Raw genomic sequence first — 14,837 nt, 5'->3', positions numbered from 1 at the left:
GCCCACCAGTGCTGGTGGGCGGTTCTCGCGTATCCGGGCAGTGCCGGGCTACTGCTGCGCCAGCGGCCGCCCGTAGGGGTAGTCCACCCAGGCTCCGGCACCGAATGCGGGGCAATGCCGCTCAGCGCCGTGGCGCGTGCACGAGGCATCGGCAGGATACCGGTAGCCTTGCAGCAGCTTGTCCGCCTCGGCCCAGCCCAATCCGTGGACTTCCCGCCCATCGGCGAAACGCAGGGCGTAGCTGAAATAGCGGTAGCGGATCCTGGTCAGCCGCCTTATCCCCTGCTGCGCGGTGGCTTGCACCGCTATCGGCATCTGTGCAGTCATTACTCCAGTCTTCCATGCTTCCAGCGGCCGTTTGCTCAGAGCCTAGTAGCGCTGATTTCGATATCCGGCGGGCAATGCAAGGTCTGCAGCACCACGCAATACTTTTCCGTGGTCTCGATCAGCTGTGCCACGTCCTGCTCGCTGGCGTCGGTTTGCAGCTTGAAAGTGAGCTTGATCGAGCTGAATCCCACCGGGACTTCGGGATCCATGCCCAAGGTGCCGCGTACATCAAGCACACCGCTGGCGTGGACGCTGCCGGCAACGCCCAGCGACCTGTTGGCCGCGACTGCCGCCATGGTGACTCCGGCACAGGCAACCAGCGCCTGCAGGAGCATCTCCCCGGAACAGGCCATCGTCCCGTCCCCGCCGGTGGATGGGTGCAGGCCCGCGCTCACCAAGGCCTGGCCTGTTTGCACCGAGCAGGAAAGCCCCTCTTCCCCGAGCCTTCCGCTGGCCTCCAATAGAATTCTTCCGGCCTGTGGCTTCTCGCGGTACAGCTGTTTCAATGGCCGTTGCACGCTGCGCAGGATTTCCCGATCCATGACTGCCCTTCTCACCTGTCAACTACCGTGGGACTTTCCCATATACCGAGTATGCGTGCGCACTGGGCCGAAAGATCCTGGCAGTCGACGAGGATTTGCTACCTGGTTAACCACTCATTCCCCCTGAGGAGATCACCATCGGGTGTTCCCCGGAATTCCGGGGCTAATTACCTGACTGCAGGACGCACGGTCAGGGTTCGCTGAAGAGCTGGCGCTACCGAGTACCAGTTGCCGCGACCGGATCCAGCGTTCCGAGCAATAACGGGTACTCCATTGGGATGATTTTGCGTGCTTTACCCCACCTGGCGTCCGATGAACATTTGCAACCAACTAGAGTTAGAGGCAAGCCCCATTCACCCAGGACACCGCTAGGACCTCACCCGCATGCAGCGCTTGGCCACATTGTCATTGAAAAACCGGGCGCTGATCGCGCTCATCACGGTTTTCGCCGCCATTTTCGGCGTGATTTCCATGGGATCGCTCAAACAAGAGTTGATTCCCGCTTTGGAATTTCCGCAAATCTCCGTCATGGCAACCCAAATGGGTTCCAGCCCCGAGGTCATCGATGAGCAAGTGGCTGAGCCGCTGGAAACCGCATTGCAGGCAGTCGAAGGGCTGGAATCCTCCAGCGCCGTCTCGCAGGCCGGCTTCACCCGCATAGCCCTGACCTTTGAATACGGGACGGACATGGACCGCGCCCGCACCCAGGTTGAGCGTGCCATTGCCAACTCCAAGGCCCAGTTGCCTGAAGATGTGGAACCGACCGCATTTGCCGGCTCCATCGCCGACTTCCCGGTACTGGCCCTGGCCGTCTCCTCTGACCAGTCGCTGGAACAGCTCAACGATGCGGTAGAACGCATCACCTTGCCAAAGCTGCAGAAGATCGATGGCGTGCGTGAGGCATCGGTCTCCGGCGGTTCCTCCCAGCACATTGCGGTGATCCCGGAAGATGACCAGATGCAAAACGCTGGTTTGAGTGTCGCGGATCTGAAGGACGGCATTGAAAATGCCGGCTCCCCCATGCCAATTGGCAACATGGATATCGACGGTTTGGAACTGCCAGTTATTGCCGGTTCCACTCCCGATACCCTGGATGCCATCAAGCAGATCCCGCTGGTCACCGACAACGGCCCAGTGCTGCTCCAGGACGTTGCCAAGGTTTCGGTGCAAGCCGATGAGGCAACGAGCATTACCCGAACCAATGGTGAAGAGACGCTTTCCATCCAGGTCACCAAGACTCCTGATGGCGATACCGTAGCCATCTCGCATGCGGTAACCGCCATGATTGCCGACTTGGAAGCTGAATTGGGCCATAAGGCCACCATCACCACGGTCTTTGACCAGGCCCCGTTCATCGAGGACTCCATCAAGCATCTGGCCTTGGAAGGCGCATTGGGTCTTGGTTTCGCAGTGATCATCATCTTGGTGTTCCTCTTCTCGGTCCGCTCAACCTTGGTTACCGCGATCTCCATCCCGCTCTCGCTGATGGCAACCTTCATCGGCATGAATGTCTTCGGATACACGCTGAACATGCTGACGTTGGGCGCGTTGACCATCTCCATTGGCCGCGTGGTGGATGACTCGATTGTTGTCATTGAAAACATCAAGCGCCACCTGGCCCATGGCGAGTCCAAGGCCCAGTCCATCTTGCTGGCGGTCAAGGAAGTTGCCGGGGCAATTACCGCAGCAACCCTGACCACCGTGGCAGTCTTCTTGCCAATCGCGCTGGTTGGCGGCATGGCCGGAGAACTATTCAGTCCGTTCGCACTGACCATGACCATCGCCTTGCTCGCTTCGCTGCTGGTCTCGCTGACTATCGTTCCGGTATTGGCTTACTGGTTCTTGCCTCATCGCCCAGGCAGCGGCGAAACCAAAACCGTCCATGTGGCTGAAGACAAGTCCTGGCTGCAGCGTGCCTACGTTCCAGTGCTGAAGAAGACCCAGAAGCACCCGGTCATCACCTTGCTCGCCTCGGTACTGATTCTTGCCGGCACCGTAGCGATGACTCCACTGCTGAATACGAACCTCCTTGGCTCCACCGGAGAGAACTCGATTTCCATCACCGCAGAAATGCCATCTGGCACTGCCATGGAAACCACTGAGAAAGAAGCGGCGAAGATTGAAGCCAAGCTGGCTGAAATCGACGGAATTGAAGATGTCCAGATGACCGTGGGCAGTGCCAGCGGCATGGCCGCCATGTTCTCCTCGGGTTCCGATACTGCCAGTTTCACCGTGATCACCAACGCCGATGAAGATCAGGAAGCACTGACCAACACCGTACGGGAACAGGTCGAAGGCTTGGATCTGGCCAAGGATCTGAACTTGAGCTTCGGTTCGAACTCCTCGGCCATGATGTCCAGCGATGTCACGGTAGAGATCAAGGCTCCGGACGAGGACATCTTGCGTGAGGCGACCTCCACGATGCGTGAAGCCTTGGAGGGTACCGAGCACGTTACCGAGCTCTCCGATAACCTCTCGGCCAAGCGCGAGCAGGTATCAATCGATATTGATGCCGAAAAGGCTGCCCAAGCTGGTCTGACCGAGAGCCAGCTCGCTGGCATGGTTGCCTCCCAGGTCTCCCCTGTGCCAGCAGGCACCTTACGCCTGGACTACACGGATATGACCGTGCAGATTGGCCAGGGCTTGGATCTGAACAGCATGGACAAGCTGCGCGAGCTGAAGATCCCTACCGCAACCGGCGTCAAGGAACTGCAGGATCTGGCCACAGTTGAGCGTGCCAATGTTGTCCAGCAGGTCACCACCTCCAATGGCGAACGTATCGCCACGCTCACGCTGACCCCGGCAGAGAACATGCTCGGAGCGGTCTCCGCTTCGGTCACCGAACGCCTGGAATCGGTGCAGCTGCCCGAGGGTGCAACCGCTGAACTCGGTGGCGCTGCTACCGAGCAGGCTGAGTCATTCAACCAGCTGTACCTGGCGTTGCTGGCGGCAATCGCGATTGTTTACGTCATCATGGTGGCGACCTTCAAGTCGCTGATCCAGCCGCTGGTCTTGCTGGTCTCGATTCCATTTGCGGCAACCGGAGCCATCGGCTTGCTGCTGATCTCAGGCATCCCGCTGGGCTTGCCATCGCTGATCGGCATGCTGATGCTGGTGGGTATCGTGGTGACCAACGCGATTGTGCTCATTGACCTGATCAACCAGTACCGTGAAGATACGCCAGAACGCCCGGCAATGGCTCTGGAAGAAGCGATCATGCAAGGTGCCCGCCAGCGTCTGCGTCCGATTCTGATGACCGCTTTGGCAACCATCTTCGCGTTGGTTCCGATGGGCTTGGGCCTGACAGGCCAGTCCGGCTTCATCTCCCAGCCGCTGGCGGTCGTGGTTATCGGCGGCCTGGTGTCCTCCACCTTGCTCACGCTGATCCTGGTGCCGGTGCTCTACCGCCTGGTCGAGTCCCGCAAGGAGAAGAACGCTAACGCACGTGCAGCGCGCAAGCATTCAGCCCAGCAGCACACCGCGACACAGGATCTGACCCGTGCCATGAATAGCGTCCACGCCAAGATCACGGCCCCAGCAGCATCTGTGGCCTCGGAGCAGCAATCACCGAAACCAGGCAAGCTCCGGGCGGATGAAAAAGCATCCGCCAGCGGCAAGCCTGCTGCCAAGCGCTCGGCGCCAGCCGTTGCGTCCGATGCAGTGGTCAATCCCCTGACCGGACAAATCCCGGTCTCCCGCAAGGAACGCAGAGAGTTCGAGGAAATGATGAAGAAAGCCTCAAACGAGAAGCCTGAAGCATAGTCCAGCAAGCAACGACTTCGCCCCGCATGAAACCCAGCAATCAGTTGGGAATCATGTGGGGCGAAGTCGTTAAAGCTGTGAAATTCAGGAAGCGACAGGGGCAGCCGGCACCGGTTGGCGCCGCCACCTCAGATAGGCCCAAATGGTCAGCACGCCCACCATGATCCACGAAATGCCTATCACCACGCCGTTGAAAACATTCGGTACGGCAATAAAGGAACCAATGGCCACCAAAGACAGCTGCCCCGGGATGACCGACAGTGCGCTGGCCACCAAATAGTCGCGTTGCGAGACACCAAAGGCTCCGCTGCCGTAGTTCACCGGCCAGTACGGAATGCCCGGCATCAGACGCAGCATGAAGACCGCCAGCAGGCCTCGGGACTCAAGCCGCTGTTCGATGCGCACCGCGTGCTTGCCCATCAGCTTGCAGACCGTAGCGCGTCCTAGAGCACGGGCGAGCCAGTAGGCAGCCCAGCTGCCTAGCAGCACGCCGATCAGCGAGAAGGCGGTACCTTGGAAAACTCCGAAGAGCAAGCCACCGCAGATGGCCATGACCGATATCGGAATGGGCGTGATGGCTACCAATGCGTAGAGGATGATGAAACCGAATCGGGCACTCCAGCTGGTCCCATCAACCCTTGACCTGATCTCCTCGATGGATGGCAGGTGTACATTGAATGCCAGCCAGACCATGAGCAGGAAGACAGCGATGAGCAGCCCGTTGCGCAGGTAGTTTTCCCATAGTGACGGTGCCTTGGCAGGATCATCAGGAAGGCCGGATGATGGGTCAAGCTCAGGTACTGCAGGCTCCGCATTCATAGTGGTAGCTTATCCTCATTGCTTTGCATGCAGATATTCTTTCCAACCCGCGCAGTGACACGGAGCAGTTGCATTTCGGCCCAATCCGCCGAGGTTCTGTTCTGATGCCATGGTGCTTAGCTGTTCTCATCCGTCCTGGCTTTTGAAGCGCAGGTACCCGGCTCCCAGCAGCACTGCAACCCAGATCACCAGCACTGCAACTGCCGTGCCCGGACCATAGGGTTCGGTGGCGCCGGTAGCCATGAGGGTCGCGGCGTTGGCTGGCAGGTACTGCACCACGTCGTGGACCCACTGGATGGGAATCAGCTGCAGGATCTGCGGAAGCCCGATAACCAGCATGATGGTTGAGACAATGGCCCCTGCGGAGTTGCGGCACAGCAATCCCAGCCCAAGTACCATCAGGCTCAGCAGCGCCAGATAGGTTCCAGCACCCAGCGCCGCCGACACCAGGTCAGCGAAGTCGAAGGCGCCGTACTCCCCTGCGCTCAAGGCAGTGGGGACCGTAGCCAGCGCAATCATCACCACGCCTGCCAGGAAGTTCACGATGAACAGCAGCAGCGCCTTGGCTCCTAGGAGCATTCCGCGCTGAGGCACCGCCTGCATGGAGCTTGCGATAGTTCCGCTGGAGTACTCGTTGGTGATGTGCAATGCGGAGGCCGAAGCGAAGAAGAGCTGCCCGAATTGCAAGATTGCAAAGGCCAGCAATGGTGCGGGCATCATGGTGTCGAAGCCATTATCCCCGCTGGCTTTGGCGCTGATGCCCAAAACCCAGCTCAATGCGATGGTCGAAAGGATCCCCGCCAGGAACAGACCGCTCAAGGATCTCATGCCAAAGAACTTAGTGGCTTCGGCCCGTGTTGCGGCCATCAACGCTCCAGTGGATGATCCTGAATTATTTTCCTTGATTGCCAGCGAGCTCATTTGCTCATCACCTTCCCTGCGCTTTCGGAGGAGAATTCCACCGTGTCTCGTGTCAATTGGTTGTATGCGGATTCCAGCGATCCGCGCATCAGGCTCAGCTCGTGGAGCTCATAGCCCTGGCGGAAGGCAACGGCGCCTACTTCTTGAAGTGAAAGTCCGGTAATTTGAAGCTGTCCTTCACCGCCGGTAGTGATCTGGGCTCCAGAATGAGCCAGGATTTCGGCGAGCGCAGCTGCTTGCGGCGAGCGGACGGTCACTATTTGAGTGGTGAAGTTCTTGATCAGCTCTTCGGTCGGTGCCTGGGCTATCAGTTCTCCGCGTCCTATGAGGATCAGCTGGTCGGCGACTTGCTGCACTTCGCTCATCAGGTGGCTGGAGACGAAGATGGTTCCACCGTTGGCCGCACGGGTTTTCATCAGCTGGCGGATCCAGGCAATGCCTTCAGCATCAAGCCCATTCATCGGTTCGTCCAAGATGAGGATCTGCGGGTCTCCGAGCAACGCGGCGGCGATGCCCAGACGTTGGCGCATGCCCAGGAAGAATCCGCCGATGCGCCTATGCGCGACTTTTTGCAATCCTGCCTCGGCGAGGACTTCGGCGACGCGGGTGCCGGCAAGCCGGTTGCTTTGCACCAGGGACTTCAAGAAGGTGTGCGGCGTTTGCCCGGGATGCCCGGCAGTGCCGGTGATATGCGCGCCTACCGTACGCATCGGATAGCGCAGCTGGTCGTAGCGCACGCCTCCGACCAAGGCCTAGCCGCTGGTGGGTGCGTCGAGTCCGAGGATCATGCGCATGGTGGTGGATTTGCCGGCACCGTTGGGTCCGAGGAATCCGGTCACTGTGCCGGGGTTGATGTTCACTGTCAGATTCTTGACTGCGTGGGTGCTTCCGAAGTCTTTGCTCAGCGCTTCGAGAGTGATCATGGTGTGCTCCTTGGGTTGTATTCCAACCCTAGGAATTCCCAAAGCCCGGTACACCGGCTATTGGTCGGTATTCGCTGGGTTCCGAGCCCCTACTTTGGTCGGTGTCGGTTGGGTCGCATTATGCGTAGCATGAATTCCATGACTACCTCGTGGAAGCAAATCGGGCTTCTGACCGCCTTGGCGCTTTGAGCCTATCTGGTGCCGATTTCCACGAATGGCGCGTGGTTCCTTTTGGCTCCCTTCGCCGCAATCTGCAGCTACCTGGCCGGCCGCCATGTTGTTTCCCTGCTCTACGGGGTTTTGGCTTTTGTTGCCGGTTCGCTTGCGGCATCACTGACCTTGATTTTCTCCGCCCACATCAGTTTGCTGACCTTTGCCTTGAATATCCTTACGGGCCTGGTGCTCTTTGCGCTGCTTCCATGGTGGATCGGGCGGGCGCGGCGCAATACCGTCATGTTCAAGGCCCAGGAACGCGAGCATGCGGTAGTGCAAGCCGAACTGCGTGAACGCGCCCGTATAGCCGAGGCGATGCATGATCAGCTCGGTCATGATCTCGCCTTGCTCGCACTGTCTACCGGCGGGTTGCAGGTGACCTTGGAGAAGGGCACCGCCGCCTACGCGCGGGCGGTGGAGATACGCGAGCAGGCCGATGGGGCCATTGATCACCTGCATCAGATCATCGGAGTGCTCCATGACTCCAGCGAACAAGCGCCACTGGATCCTGCCCCGCTCAGCGTGGAACGACTACTTGAGCAAGCGCGTTCCATGGGCCTGAAGATCAATTTCACGCGGCAAGGCCCAGCTCTGACCGGGCAGTGGGTGGCAGGCGCATACCGCACCGTGCACCGGATCCTGCAAGAGACTCTGACCAACGCCGCCAAGTACGCCCCGCATGAAGTGCTGGACATTGTGCTCGACACCCGCGCCAATTCGCTGGCTCTGACGGTCTCCAATCCCCTTCCCGGCCGCACTCCCGCAGACCGTGCCGGTGCCACAGGCCTGAAGTCCTTGCGCAGGACGTTGGAAGCCGCCGGCGGCTCATTGCAGATACGCCGCAGCAACCAGCGCTTCGAAGTGTTGGCCAGCATTGCCCGGCAGGACCAACCTGCGCCGGGTAACGCATCACAGGTTCCGGTCAAGAAACACATCCGACTTATGGTTTTCCTGCCCTTCGCCAAGGTGCTGGCCATGACCGCTGGGCTGTACTTGCTGCAAGATGCCACGAACCGCGCGACGGCTCTGAATCCGCACGACTACCAACAATTGCGAGTGGGCATGAACCGCGCCGAAGTTGCTGAGATCGTGCATGCCAAGGGATTGGACGAGCCGCTTCCGGTCATCCGCGAAACGGCCAAGCCCGCCCAGGCGCAGTGCCGCTACTACGCAGCACGCACGGGAATCCTGGATTTAGGCAGCGAGATGTTCCGTTTGTGCTTCACCGAAGACGTACTCGTTTCCGCGGACCACCTCTACCCTGATTCATAGGACTACGCACATGCCCCCAGAACTTCCGATCACCGTCCTGCTGGTAGACGATGATGCCCTGATCCGTGCCGGACTCGGCGCTATCCTTGCCAGCGACTCGCGCATCGAGATTGCCGGGGAGGCGGAGAATGGCCACCGGGCTATCGAGCTGGCCAGTCGCCTTCAGCCAACGGTAATCCTGATGGATATCCGCATGCCCCAGCTTGATGGCTTGAGCGCGTTGGAAGCCATCCTGGGCCAGCAACCCGATGCCAGGACCGTCATCTTGACGACCTTCGGCGAGGAACAGTACATCGATCGAGCTATCGCCGGCGGAGCAGCGGGTTTCATGCTCAAGAGCTCGGGACCCGAAGAGCTGATCGGGGCGGTGGTTGCCGTTGCGGAAGGTGCTGCTGCATTGTCCCCGCGCATCGCGAAGCGGGTGATCGAGAAAGTTCGCAGCATCGATGCCGGTAGCCAACACGCGGCCCGCTTGGCCATCGAGGCCTTGACGGCACGGGAACACGAAGTGCTGGCACTGGTCGGCGCGGGCCTTTCCAATGCCGAGATTGCAGCGCGGTTGGTGCTCATCGAAGCCACAGTCAAGGGACACATGACCAGCATCATGCTCAAGAGCGGAGCACGAAACCGTGTTGAGGCGGCGCTGATCGCTTACAAGGCGGGGATTACCTGCAACTAGTGACCAGCGTCCGGCTGGCGGGCATCGGTGGTGCCAGGAGCGGAGAACATCGATTTCAACTGCTCGGCTGCCGCGGCATCAGCCGAGGCGGAGGCCTGCTGGTTGGCCTCGATCACTGCTGCCAGCACCTCAGCGCGGTGGATCTTCACGCCCTTGGGCGCGTCGATTCCCAGCTTGATGGATTCCCCCTTGGCTTCAAGGACGGTCACCACGATGTCCTCGCCGATCAGGACCTGTTCTCCGACTTTTCGAGTGAGTACCAGCACTGTTCAATCATAGCCGGATCGGCAACCCCGCGATGGCGTAGCCTACTCCCGCGGCAAGGACAACAGCCGGTACCCCAGTTCCCCGGCACTGCCGGGGGTCAGGGTCTGCCGGGCATGCAGCAGCAGCACGCCGCTGATTTGCCGCACCTGCGCGACCTGGCTGACCCACCAGGCGGTATCTTCGGACTTGATCCGCGCATCGACTGCCACAACCCATTGATCGGCTTCCAGCGGTTCCAATTCCCGCAGCTGCTCCGGAACCGCCTGCAGCGGGGCCAAGGACTTGGACACGAGTACCGATCCTCCCTGTTCCACAGCGGCAGCGCGTACCCGCTGGGCGGCCCGTCGCGTGTTAATGGGGCGGAACAGTGCCTGCGGTTCCGGAGCCTGCCCGGTATGGCGCAGCAGGCAGGTGCCGGGGTCGAGCATTCCGGCGGCCACCCGGGCGTCGGTTCCCAAACCCAGGACCAGCAGCAGCTGCCCCGGATGGTTGCTGAACTCGAATTCTTGGAGGCTTCCCGGAGCCCGGCCTTCGCGTGCCGCCCTGCGTCCGGTTGCCGGCTCGAGCTCGAAGCTCTGGGCATCGAGCAACTGTGCGAAGCGGCCCGGCGACGATGCAGACCCGGAACCGATCTCATCCCCGCCAGCTTGCGCTGCGCCGCGTTCTCTGGCTTCGGCCCGAGCCAGCAGCCTATCCAGTCCGGGGGTTGGGCGCTGCGGGGCCTGGGCCGGTTCTTCGCTGTTCCCTGGCCTGTCCGTTCCGTCCCCGACGCGCACCACAGCCTCATAGTGGAAGCCGCGCAGCAGCCCGCCAACGCGTGGTGTCGTCACCTTCTCTGCGGAGACCAGTCTGGCATCAGGGCCGTATTGGGTCAGGGCCTTGGCTTGCAGCTCTTCGAGGCTGCGTCCGCTAAGCAGGTAATGCATTTCCAGCGCGCACCACTGCCAGGGTCTCGATCTGCGCGCCACCGGCGGTGGCTTCCTGGTAGGACAAGACGGCGCTGATGCTTCCCGAAGTCCCGATCAGCCGGCGCACCGCCGGGCGCAAGGCTGGGGCGCACACCAGCACCGCCGAAACCTGCCGGGCATCCAGGTCCGCGGCGATCTGCTTGGCCGATTCCAGCACGGCTTCCAGCCGCGGCGCATCGAGCATGATCTGGCTGCCGGACTCCCCCGGGCGCATGGCTTCGAGCATGCCCTGTTCCAGCACCGGGTCGATCATCACCACACGCAGGGTGTTGCCTTCGAGGTATTTCGCAGCGATCGCCGGCCCCAGCGCGGTGCGCGCGGACTCGACCAGCGGTTCGGCTGCGGTGCTGGTCTTGGCTTGAAGCGCGAGCGCTTCGTAGATGCGGGCCAAGTCGTTGATGGCCACCGATTCGGCTAGCAGCCCCTGCAGCACGCGCTGCACCTCGGCCAGCGAGAGCAGCGAGGGGATGAGCTCGTCGACGGCCGAGGGGCTTTGCTCGCGCAGCGCATCGGTCATCACCCGCACATCTTCGCGGCTCAGCAGCCGCGGCGCCTGGGCCTGGACGATCGAGGACAAATGCGTGATGATCACCGACACGCGGTCGATGGTGGTGGCCCCGGCCATGTCCGCATTGTGCCGCAGTTCGCTGGGCACCCATTTGCCGGCCAGCCCGAAGACCGGTTCGTTCACCTGCGCACCGGGCAGCGATTCCAGGTTCCCACCCAGGGCCAGCACCTTGCCGCGCGGGGCAGTGCCCCGACCCGCTTCGACACCGGCCACCAGGATGGCGTAGCTGCCTGGCGGCAGTTCTACCTGGTCGCGCGTGCGCACCGGAGGCAGCACGATGCCCAGTTCCATGGCGATGCGCCGGCGCAGCGCACGCACCCGGGCCAACAGGTCATCTCCCCCGCCATTGACCACGTCGACCATGTCTGCAGCCAGCTGCACTTCGATGGCGTGGACCTTCATCTTCTCGATGAGCTCTGCCGGAGTTTCCGGGGCCGCAGCGGCCTGCTCGTTGGCCTCGGCCGCCGCCGCGGCGGCGGCCGCTCGTTCCGCGCCGGACTTGATCCGCAGCGCGCTCCAAACCAGCAAGGCCCCGATCAGCACGAAGGGGGCCTTCGGCATGCCTGGCACCAAGGCCAGGGCGATGGATGCGGCCCCGGCAATCAGCAGTGCGGCCTGGGATTGGCCCAGCTGTTTCGAGGCGGTGGCGCCCATGTCATCGGCTGCGTTGGAACGGGTGACGATCATGCCGGTGGACACAGCCATGAGCAAGGCCGGGATCTGCGTGGCCAGCCCGTCGCCGATGGTCAGCAGCGCGTAGGTGCCCAGCGACTCGGACAGGCCCATCCCGCGGCTGATCATTCCGATGCCGATGCCGCCGACCAGGTTGATGATGATGATCACCAGACCGGCGATCGCATCTCCCTTGACGAATTTGCTGGCGCCGTCCATAGCTCCATAGAAGTCCGCTTCCGCTGCGACTTCCTCACGGCGCCGGCGGGCCTGGCTGTCGGTGATCAGCCCTGCGTTCAAATCCGCGTCAATGGCCATCTGCTTGCCCGGCATCGCATCAAGGGTGAAGCGGGCGCCCACCTCCGCGACGCGTTCGGCACCCTTGGTGACCACGACGAACTGGATGACCACCAGGATCAGGAAGATCACGAAGCCGATGACCAGCGATCCGCCGATGGCGATATTGCCGAAAGCCTCAATGACTTCCCCTGCATACCCGTTGCCCAGCACCAATCGGGTGGAGGCCACGTTCAGCCCCAAGCGCAGCAAGGTGGCTACCAGCAGCAGCGAGGGGAAGACCGAGAAGTCCAGCGGCCGCTTGGCGAACATGGTGATCAGCAGGATCACCAGCGAGAGCAGGATGCTGGTGGCGAAGAGCATATCGAGCAGCTGGGAGGGTATCGGCACTACCAGCAGCAGCACGATGCCAACCACGCCTACCGGCACGGCGATCTTGGACAGATTCGCGTAATTCAATCGAAGCGTCCCTTTCCTAGCGTGTACCCGGACCTGCCGGGGCGTTGTGGATCCCGGAGGCGGCACCGCGGGATTTGAGTTTCATGACGAAGGCCAGCACGCGGGCCACCTCCGTGTAGCTTTCAGGCGGTATTTCGTCCCCGGCCTCGCAAGTGGAGTGCAGGCTGCGCGCCAACGGGATATCCCGCACCATGGGAACCCGGTGCTCGGCGGCCCGCTCGCGCAGCCGGGCGGCCATTTCCCCGGAGCCCTTGGCCACGACCTTCGGCGCCGAGACACCTGCCTCATAGCGCAAGGCCACCGCCACATGGGTGGGGTTCACGATCAACACGTCGGCATCGGCCACGGAGGCGATCATCCGGTTGCGGCTCATGGCCAGCTGGCGCGAGCGCCGCTGGGATTTGAGCAGCGGATCGCCGTCGCTGCGCTTGTGCTCGTCGGTGACCTCCTTGCGCGTCATCCTGGTGTGCTTGCGGTTTCGCCGCAGCACCACCAGCACGTCGGCCGCGGCAAGTGCCAGTCCGGCGATCACCGAGGCGCGAATCAGCCAGCTGGTCCCCTCGGCTCCGGTGGCCAGCAGCGAAGACAGCGGCAGTGCCCCGGACTGCAGCAGCAGAGGCGTCAGCGAGGTCACCACCAGCCACAGCACCACGCCGATGACCAGCACCTTGAGCAGCGCCTTGGCTCCCTGCCACAGTGCGGCAAAGCCGAAGACCCGGGTGAATCCGCTGATCAGATTCAGGTTGGCCGGGTCCATGCGGAAGGTGCGGAAGCGGATGCCGCCCTGCAGTGCGGAGACCGCCAGCACCACCACCAGGACCACGGCGAACAGCGGGAACAGGGTGCCGCCGATCGAGCCCATCGCCTCGCCGAGGACTTGCACAGCCAACTTGGGATCAGGGTTCTGCGCCACCGCGTCCAAGGCTGCCAACTGCGCGAGGCCTGCATCATGACCGCGCTGCAGTACCCCGGGAACCATGAGCGCCGCGGCAGCAATCCCCAGCCAGGCGGCCAGATCCTGCGATCTGGTCATCTTGCCTTTGGAGTGCACTTCCTTCATGCGCTGGTTGGTGGCCTTTTCGCTGCGCTCCCCCGAATCCTGGCTCATCGGCCCACCACCGCAGGAAGCAGTTGCAGGGCCTGGCGCACCAGGGCCGAGACTATGGAGGGCAGCACCACGAAGACCGTGCCGGCCAGCGCCAGTGTGATGAAGATCTTCAGCGGGAAGCCCATGGCGAACGCGTTCAGTGCCGGGGCGGCACGCGTGAGCAGGCCCAGCCCGATGTCGGCCAATACCAGCACCACCAGCAGCGGACCGGCGATCTGTACCGCTGCCACGAACATGGTGCCGACTGCCGAGGCCAGCGACTGCGCCATCGAATCCATGGCGATTCCGGCGCCTAGCGGCAACGCACTGAAGGAGCGGAAGATCCCAGCCAGCACCAGCTGGTAGCCCTCCGAGGCCACCAGCAGCGCCAACGCGGCGAAGTGGAACAAGCGGGCGAATTGCGCGCCCTGGACCATGGACTGCGGGTCGAAGCCCTGGGCCATGGAAAAGCCCCCGAACAGATCCACCAGATTGCCGGCGGACTGGATGGCGGCGAAGGCCAGCAGCAGCATGAAGCCCATCCCGGCTCCAGCCAGCAGCTCGAAGAGCAGCGCGCCGATATAGGCCGCAGTGTCCAGGGATTGATAGCTGCCGCTGAGTGTCGGAGCCACGGCAAGGGCCATCCCCACGGCCAGCATCCCCTTGATGCGCAGCGGAATCGCATTATGCGAGAACGGCGGAGCCACCACCAGGAAGGCGGTGATACGCACCGCGACCAGCAGCAGCACCTCCAGCCAGTGCAGGGGCAGGTCGAACTGCATTCAGCTGCCTCCCAGCAGCCCGGGGATACGGCCGAACAGCTCATGGGTGAACAGCACCGTCTCGGAGATCATCCAATGCCCGCAGATGACCAGGGCAATGGCCACGGCCACCGCCTTGGGCACGAAGGACAAGGTGATCTCCTGGATCTGGGTCATCGACTGGAACAGCGAGATCGCGAATCCGACCACCAGCGAGGTGACCAGCACCGGTGCGGCGAGCTTCGCGGCGAGCACCAGCCCGGACAAGCCGATATCCAGTACGGCATTCGAATCCATCCG

General features: G+C 62.1%; 13 protein-coding genes and 1 pseudogene. 3 read left to right on the top strand and 11 right to left on the bottom strand.

Going from position 1 to position 14,837, the window contains the following annotated elements; all coding sequences use genetic code 11:
- Positions 1 to 48: 48 nt before the first annotated feature.
- Complete coding sequence (locus AB4Y71_RS08485) at positions 49 to 327, bottom strand: hypothetical protein (RefSeq protein ID WP_102597859.1); 279 nt, start codon at positions 325 to 327, stop codon at positions 49 to 51.
- 35 nt (positions 328 to 362) lie between these two features.
- A complete protein-coding gene (locus tag AB4Y71_RS08480; RefSeq protein WP_441719588.1) occupies positions 363 to 869 on the bottom strand; it encodes an OsmC family protein in 507 nt (168 codons plus the stop codon).
- Positions 870 to 1,253: 384 nt separating this feature from the next.
- Between AB4Y71_RS08480 and AB4Y71_RS08475 the strand changes: the two genes are divergently transcribed.
- Complete coding sequence (locus AB4Y71_RS08475) at positions 1,254 to 4,631, top strand: efflux RND transporter permease subunit (protein WP_441719585.1); 3,378 nt, start codon at positions 1,254 to 1,256, stop codon at positions 4,629 to 4,631.
- A gap of 84 nt (positions 4,632 to 4,715) precedes the next feature.
- Here AB4Y71_RS08475 and AB4Y71_RS08470 read toward each other — a convergent pair whose 3' ends face one another.
- The 3 genes and pseudogenes from AB4Y71_RS08470 to AB4Y71_RS08460 form a co-directional block, all read right to left on the bottom strand.
- Positions 4,716 to 5,450, bottom strand: coding sequence for a TVP38/TMEM64 family protein (locus AB4Y71_RS08470; RefSeq protein WP_441719583.1), 735 nt, complete (start codon positions 5,448 to 5,450; stop codon positions 4,716 to 4,718).
- Positions 5,451 to 5,576: 126 nt separating this feature from the next.
- Entirely contained in the window at positions 5,577 to 6,371 is a 795-nt protein-coding gene (locus AB4Y71_RS08465; RefSeq protein ID WP_441719580.1) for a hypothetical protein, read from the bottom strand.
- Positions 6,368 to 7,294 (bottom strand): annotated as a pseudogene (locus AB4Y71_RS08460) (ABC transporter ATP-binding protein). Before AB4Y71_RS08460 ends, AB4Y71_RS08465 begins: the two are co-directional and overlap by 4 nt.
- A 198-nt stretch (positions 7,295 to 7,492) precedes the next feature.
- Here AB4Y71_RS08460 and AB4Y71_RS08455 point away from each other — a divergent pair.
- Both AB4Y71_RS08455 and AB4Y71_RS08450 read left to right on the top strand, forming a co-directional pair.
- A complete protein-coding gene (locus AB4Y71_RS08455) occupies positions 7,493 to 8,779 on the top strand; it encodes a sensor histidine kinase (protein WP_441719577.1) in 1,287 nt (428 codons plus the stop codon).
- A gap of 10 nt (positions 8,780 to 8,789) precedes the next feature.
- Complete coding sequence (locus tag AB4Y71_RS08450; RefSeq protein ID WP_441719576.1) at positions 8,790 to 9,458, top strand: response regulator; 669 nt, start codon at positions 8,790 to 8,792, stop codon at positions 9,456 to 9,458.
- Here the strand turns inward: AB4Y71_RS08450 and csrA are convergent.
- From csrA to fliQ, 6 genes are read right to left on the bottom strand one after another with little or no spacing between them, the layout of a single operon-like run.
- Positions 9,455 to 9,724 (bottom strand): carbon storage regulator CsrA, encoded by a 270-nt coding sequence (csrA, locus tag AB4Y71_RS08445; protein WP_441719573.1) that lies wholly within the window; start codon positions 9,722 to 9,724, stop codon positions 9,455 to 9,457. The two genes, AB4Y71_RS08450 and csrA, sit on opposite strands and share 4 nt — an antisense overlap.
- 42 nt (positions 9,725 to 9,766) lie before the next feature.
- Entirely contained in the window at positions 9,767 to 10,651 is an 885-nt protein-coding gene (locus AB4Y71_RS08440) for a hypothetical protein (RefSeq protein WP_441719571.1), read from the bottom strand.
- Positions 10,635 to 12,689, bottom strand: coding sequence for a flagellar biosynthesis protein FlhA (locus tag AB4Y71_RS08435; RefSeq protein ID WP_441719568.1), 2,055 nt, complete (start codon positions 12,687 to 12,689; stop codon positions 10,635 to 10,637). The genes AB4Y71_RS08440 and AB4Y71_RS08435 overlap by 17 nt, the downstream gene beginning before the upstream one ends.
- Positions 12,690 to 12,705: 16 nt before the next feature.
- Complete coding sequence (locus AB4Y71_RS08430; protein WP_441719565.1) at positions 12,706 to 13,797, bottom strand: EscU/YscU/HrcU family type III secretion system export apparatus switch protein; 1,092 nt, start codon at positions 13,795 to 13,797, stop codon at positions 12,706 to 12,708.
- Entirely contained in the window at positions 13,794 to 14,558 is a 765-nt protein-coding gene (gene fliR / locus AB4Y71_RS08425) for a flagellar biosynthetic protein FliR (RefSeq protein WP_441719562.1), read from the bottom strand. The genes AB4Y71_RS08430 and fliR overlap by 4 nt, the downstream gene beginning before the upstream one ends.
- Complete coding sequence (gene fliQ, locus AB4Y71_RS08420; protein WP_441719559.1) at positions 14,559 to 14,834, bottom strand: flagellar biosynthesis protein FliQ; 276 nt, start codon at positions 14,832 to 14,834, stop codon at positions 14,559 to 14,561.
- Positions 14,835 to 14,837: the final 3 nt, after the last annotated feature.

The organism is Glutamicibacter sp. MCAF14 (assembly GCF_052114325.1).
GTDB lineage: Bacteria > Actinomycetota > Actinomycetes > Actinomycetales > Micrococcaceae > Glutamicibacter > Glutamicibacter arilaitensis.
This window is presented reverse-complemented; position numbering and strand designations above follow the sequence as displayed.

Coding starts and splice junctions, on each gene's coding strand:
- AB4Y71_RS08465 (WP_441719580.1), bottom strand. CDS start 6,371: ATGAGCTCGCTGGCAATCAAGGAAAATAATTCAGGATCATCCACTGGA.
- AB4Y71_RS08440 (WP_441719571.1), bottom strand. CDS start 10,651: ATGCATTACCTGCTTAGCGGACGCAGCCTCGAAGAGCTGCAAGCCAAG.
- AB4Y71_RS08480 (WP_441719588.1), bottom strand. CDS start 869: ATGGATCGGGAAATCCTGCGCAGCGTGCAACGGCCATTGAAACAGCTG.
- fliR (WP_441719562.1), bottom strand. CDS start 14,558: ATGCAGTTCGACCTGCCCCTGCACTGGCTGGAGGTGCTGCTGCTGGTC.
- AB4Y71_RS08450 (WP_441719576.1), top strand. CDS start 8,790: ATGCCCCCAGAACTTCCGATCACCGTCCTGCTGGTAGACGATGATGCC.
- fliQ (WP_441719559.1), bottom strand. CDS start 14,834: ATGGATTCGAATGCCGTACTGGATATCGGCTTGTCCGGGCTGGTGCTC.
- AB4Y71_RS08470 (WP_441719583.1), bottom strand. CDS start 5,450: ATGAATGCGGAGCCTGCAGTACCTGAGCTTGACCCATCATCCGGCCTT.
- AB4Y71_RS08485 (WP_102597859.1), bottom strand. CDS start 327: ATGACTGCACAGATGCCGATAGCGGTGCAAGCCACCGCGCAGCAGGGG.
- AB4Y71_RS08430 (WP_441719565.1), bottom strand. CDS start 13,797: ATGAGCCAGGATTCGGGGGAGCGCAGCGAAAAGGCCACCAACCAGCGC.
- AB4Y71_RS08475 (WP_441719585.1), top strand. CDS start 1,254: ATGCAGCGCTTGGCCACATTGTCATTGAAAAACCGGGCGCTGATCGCG.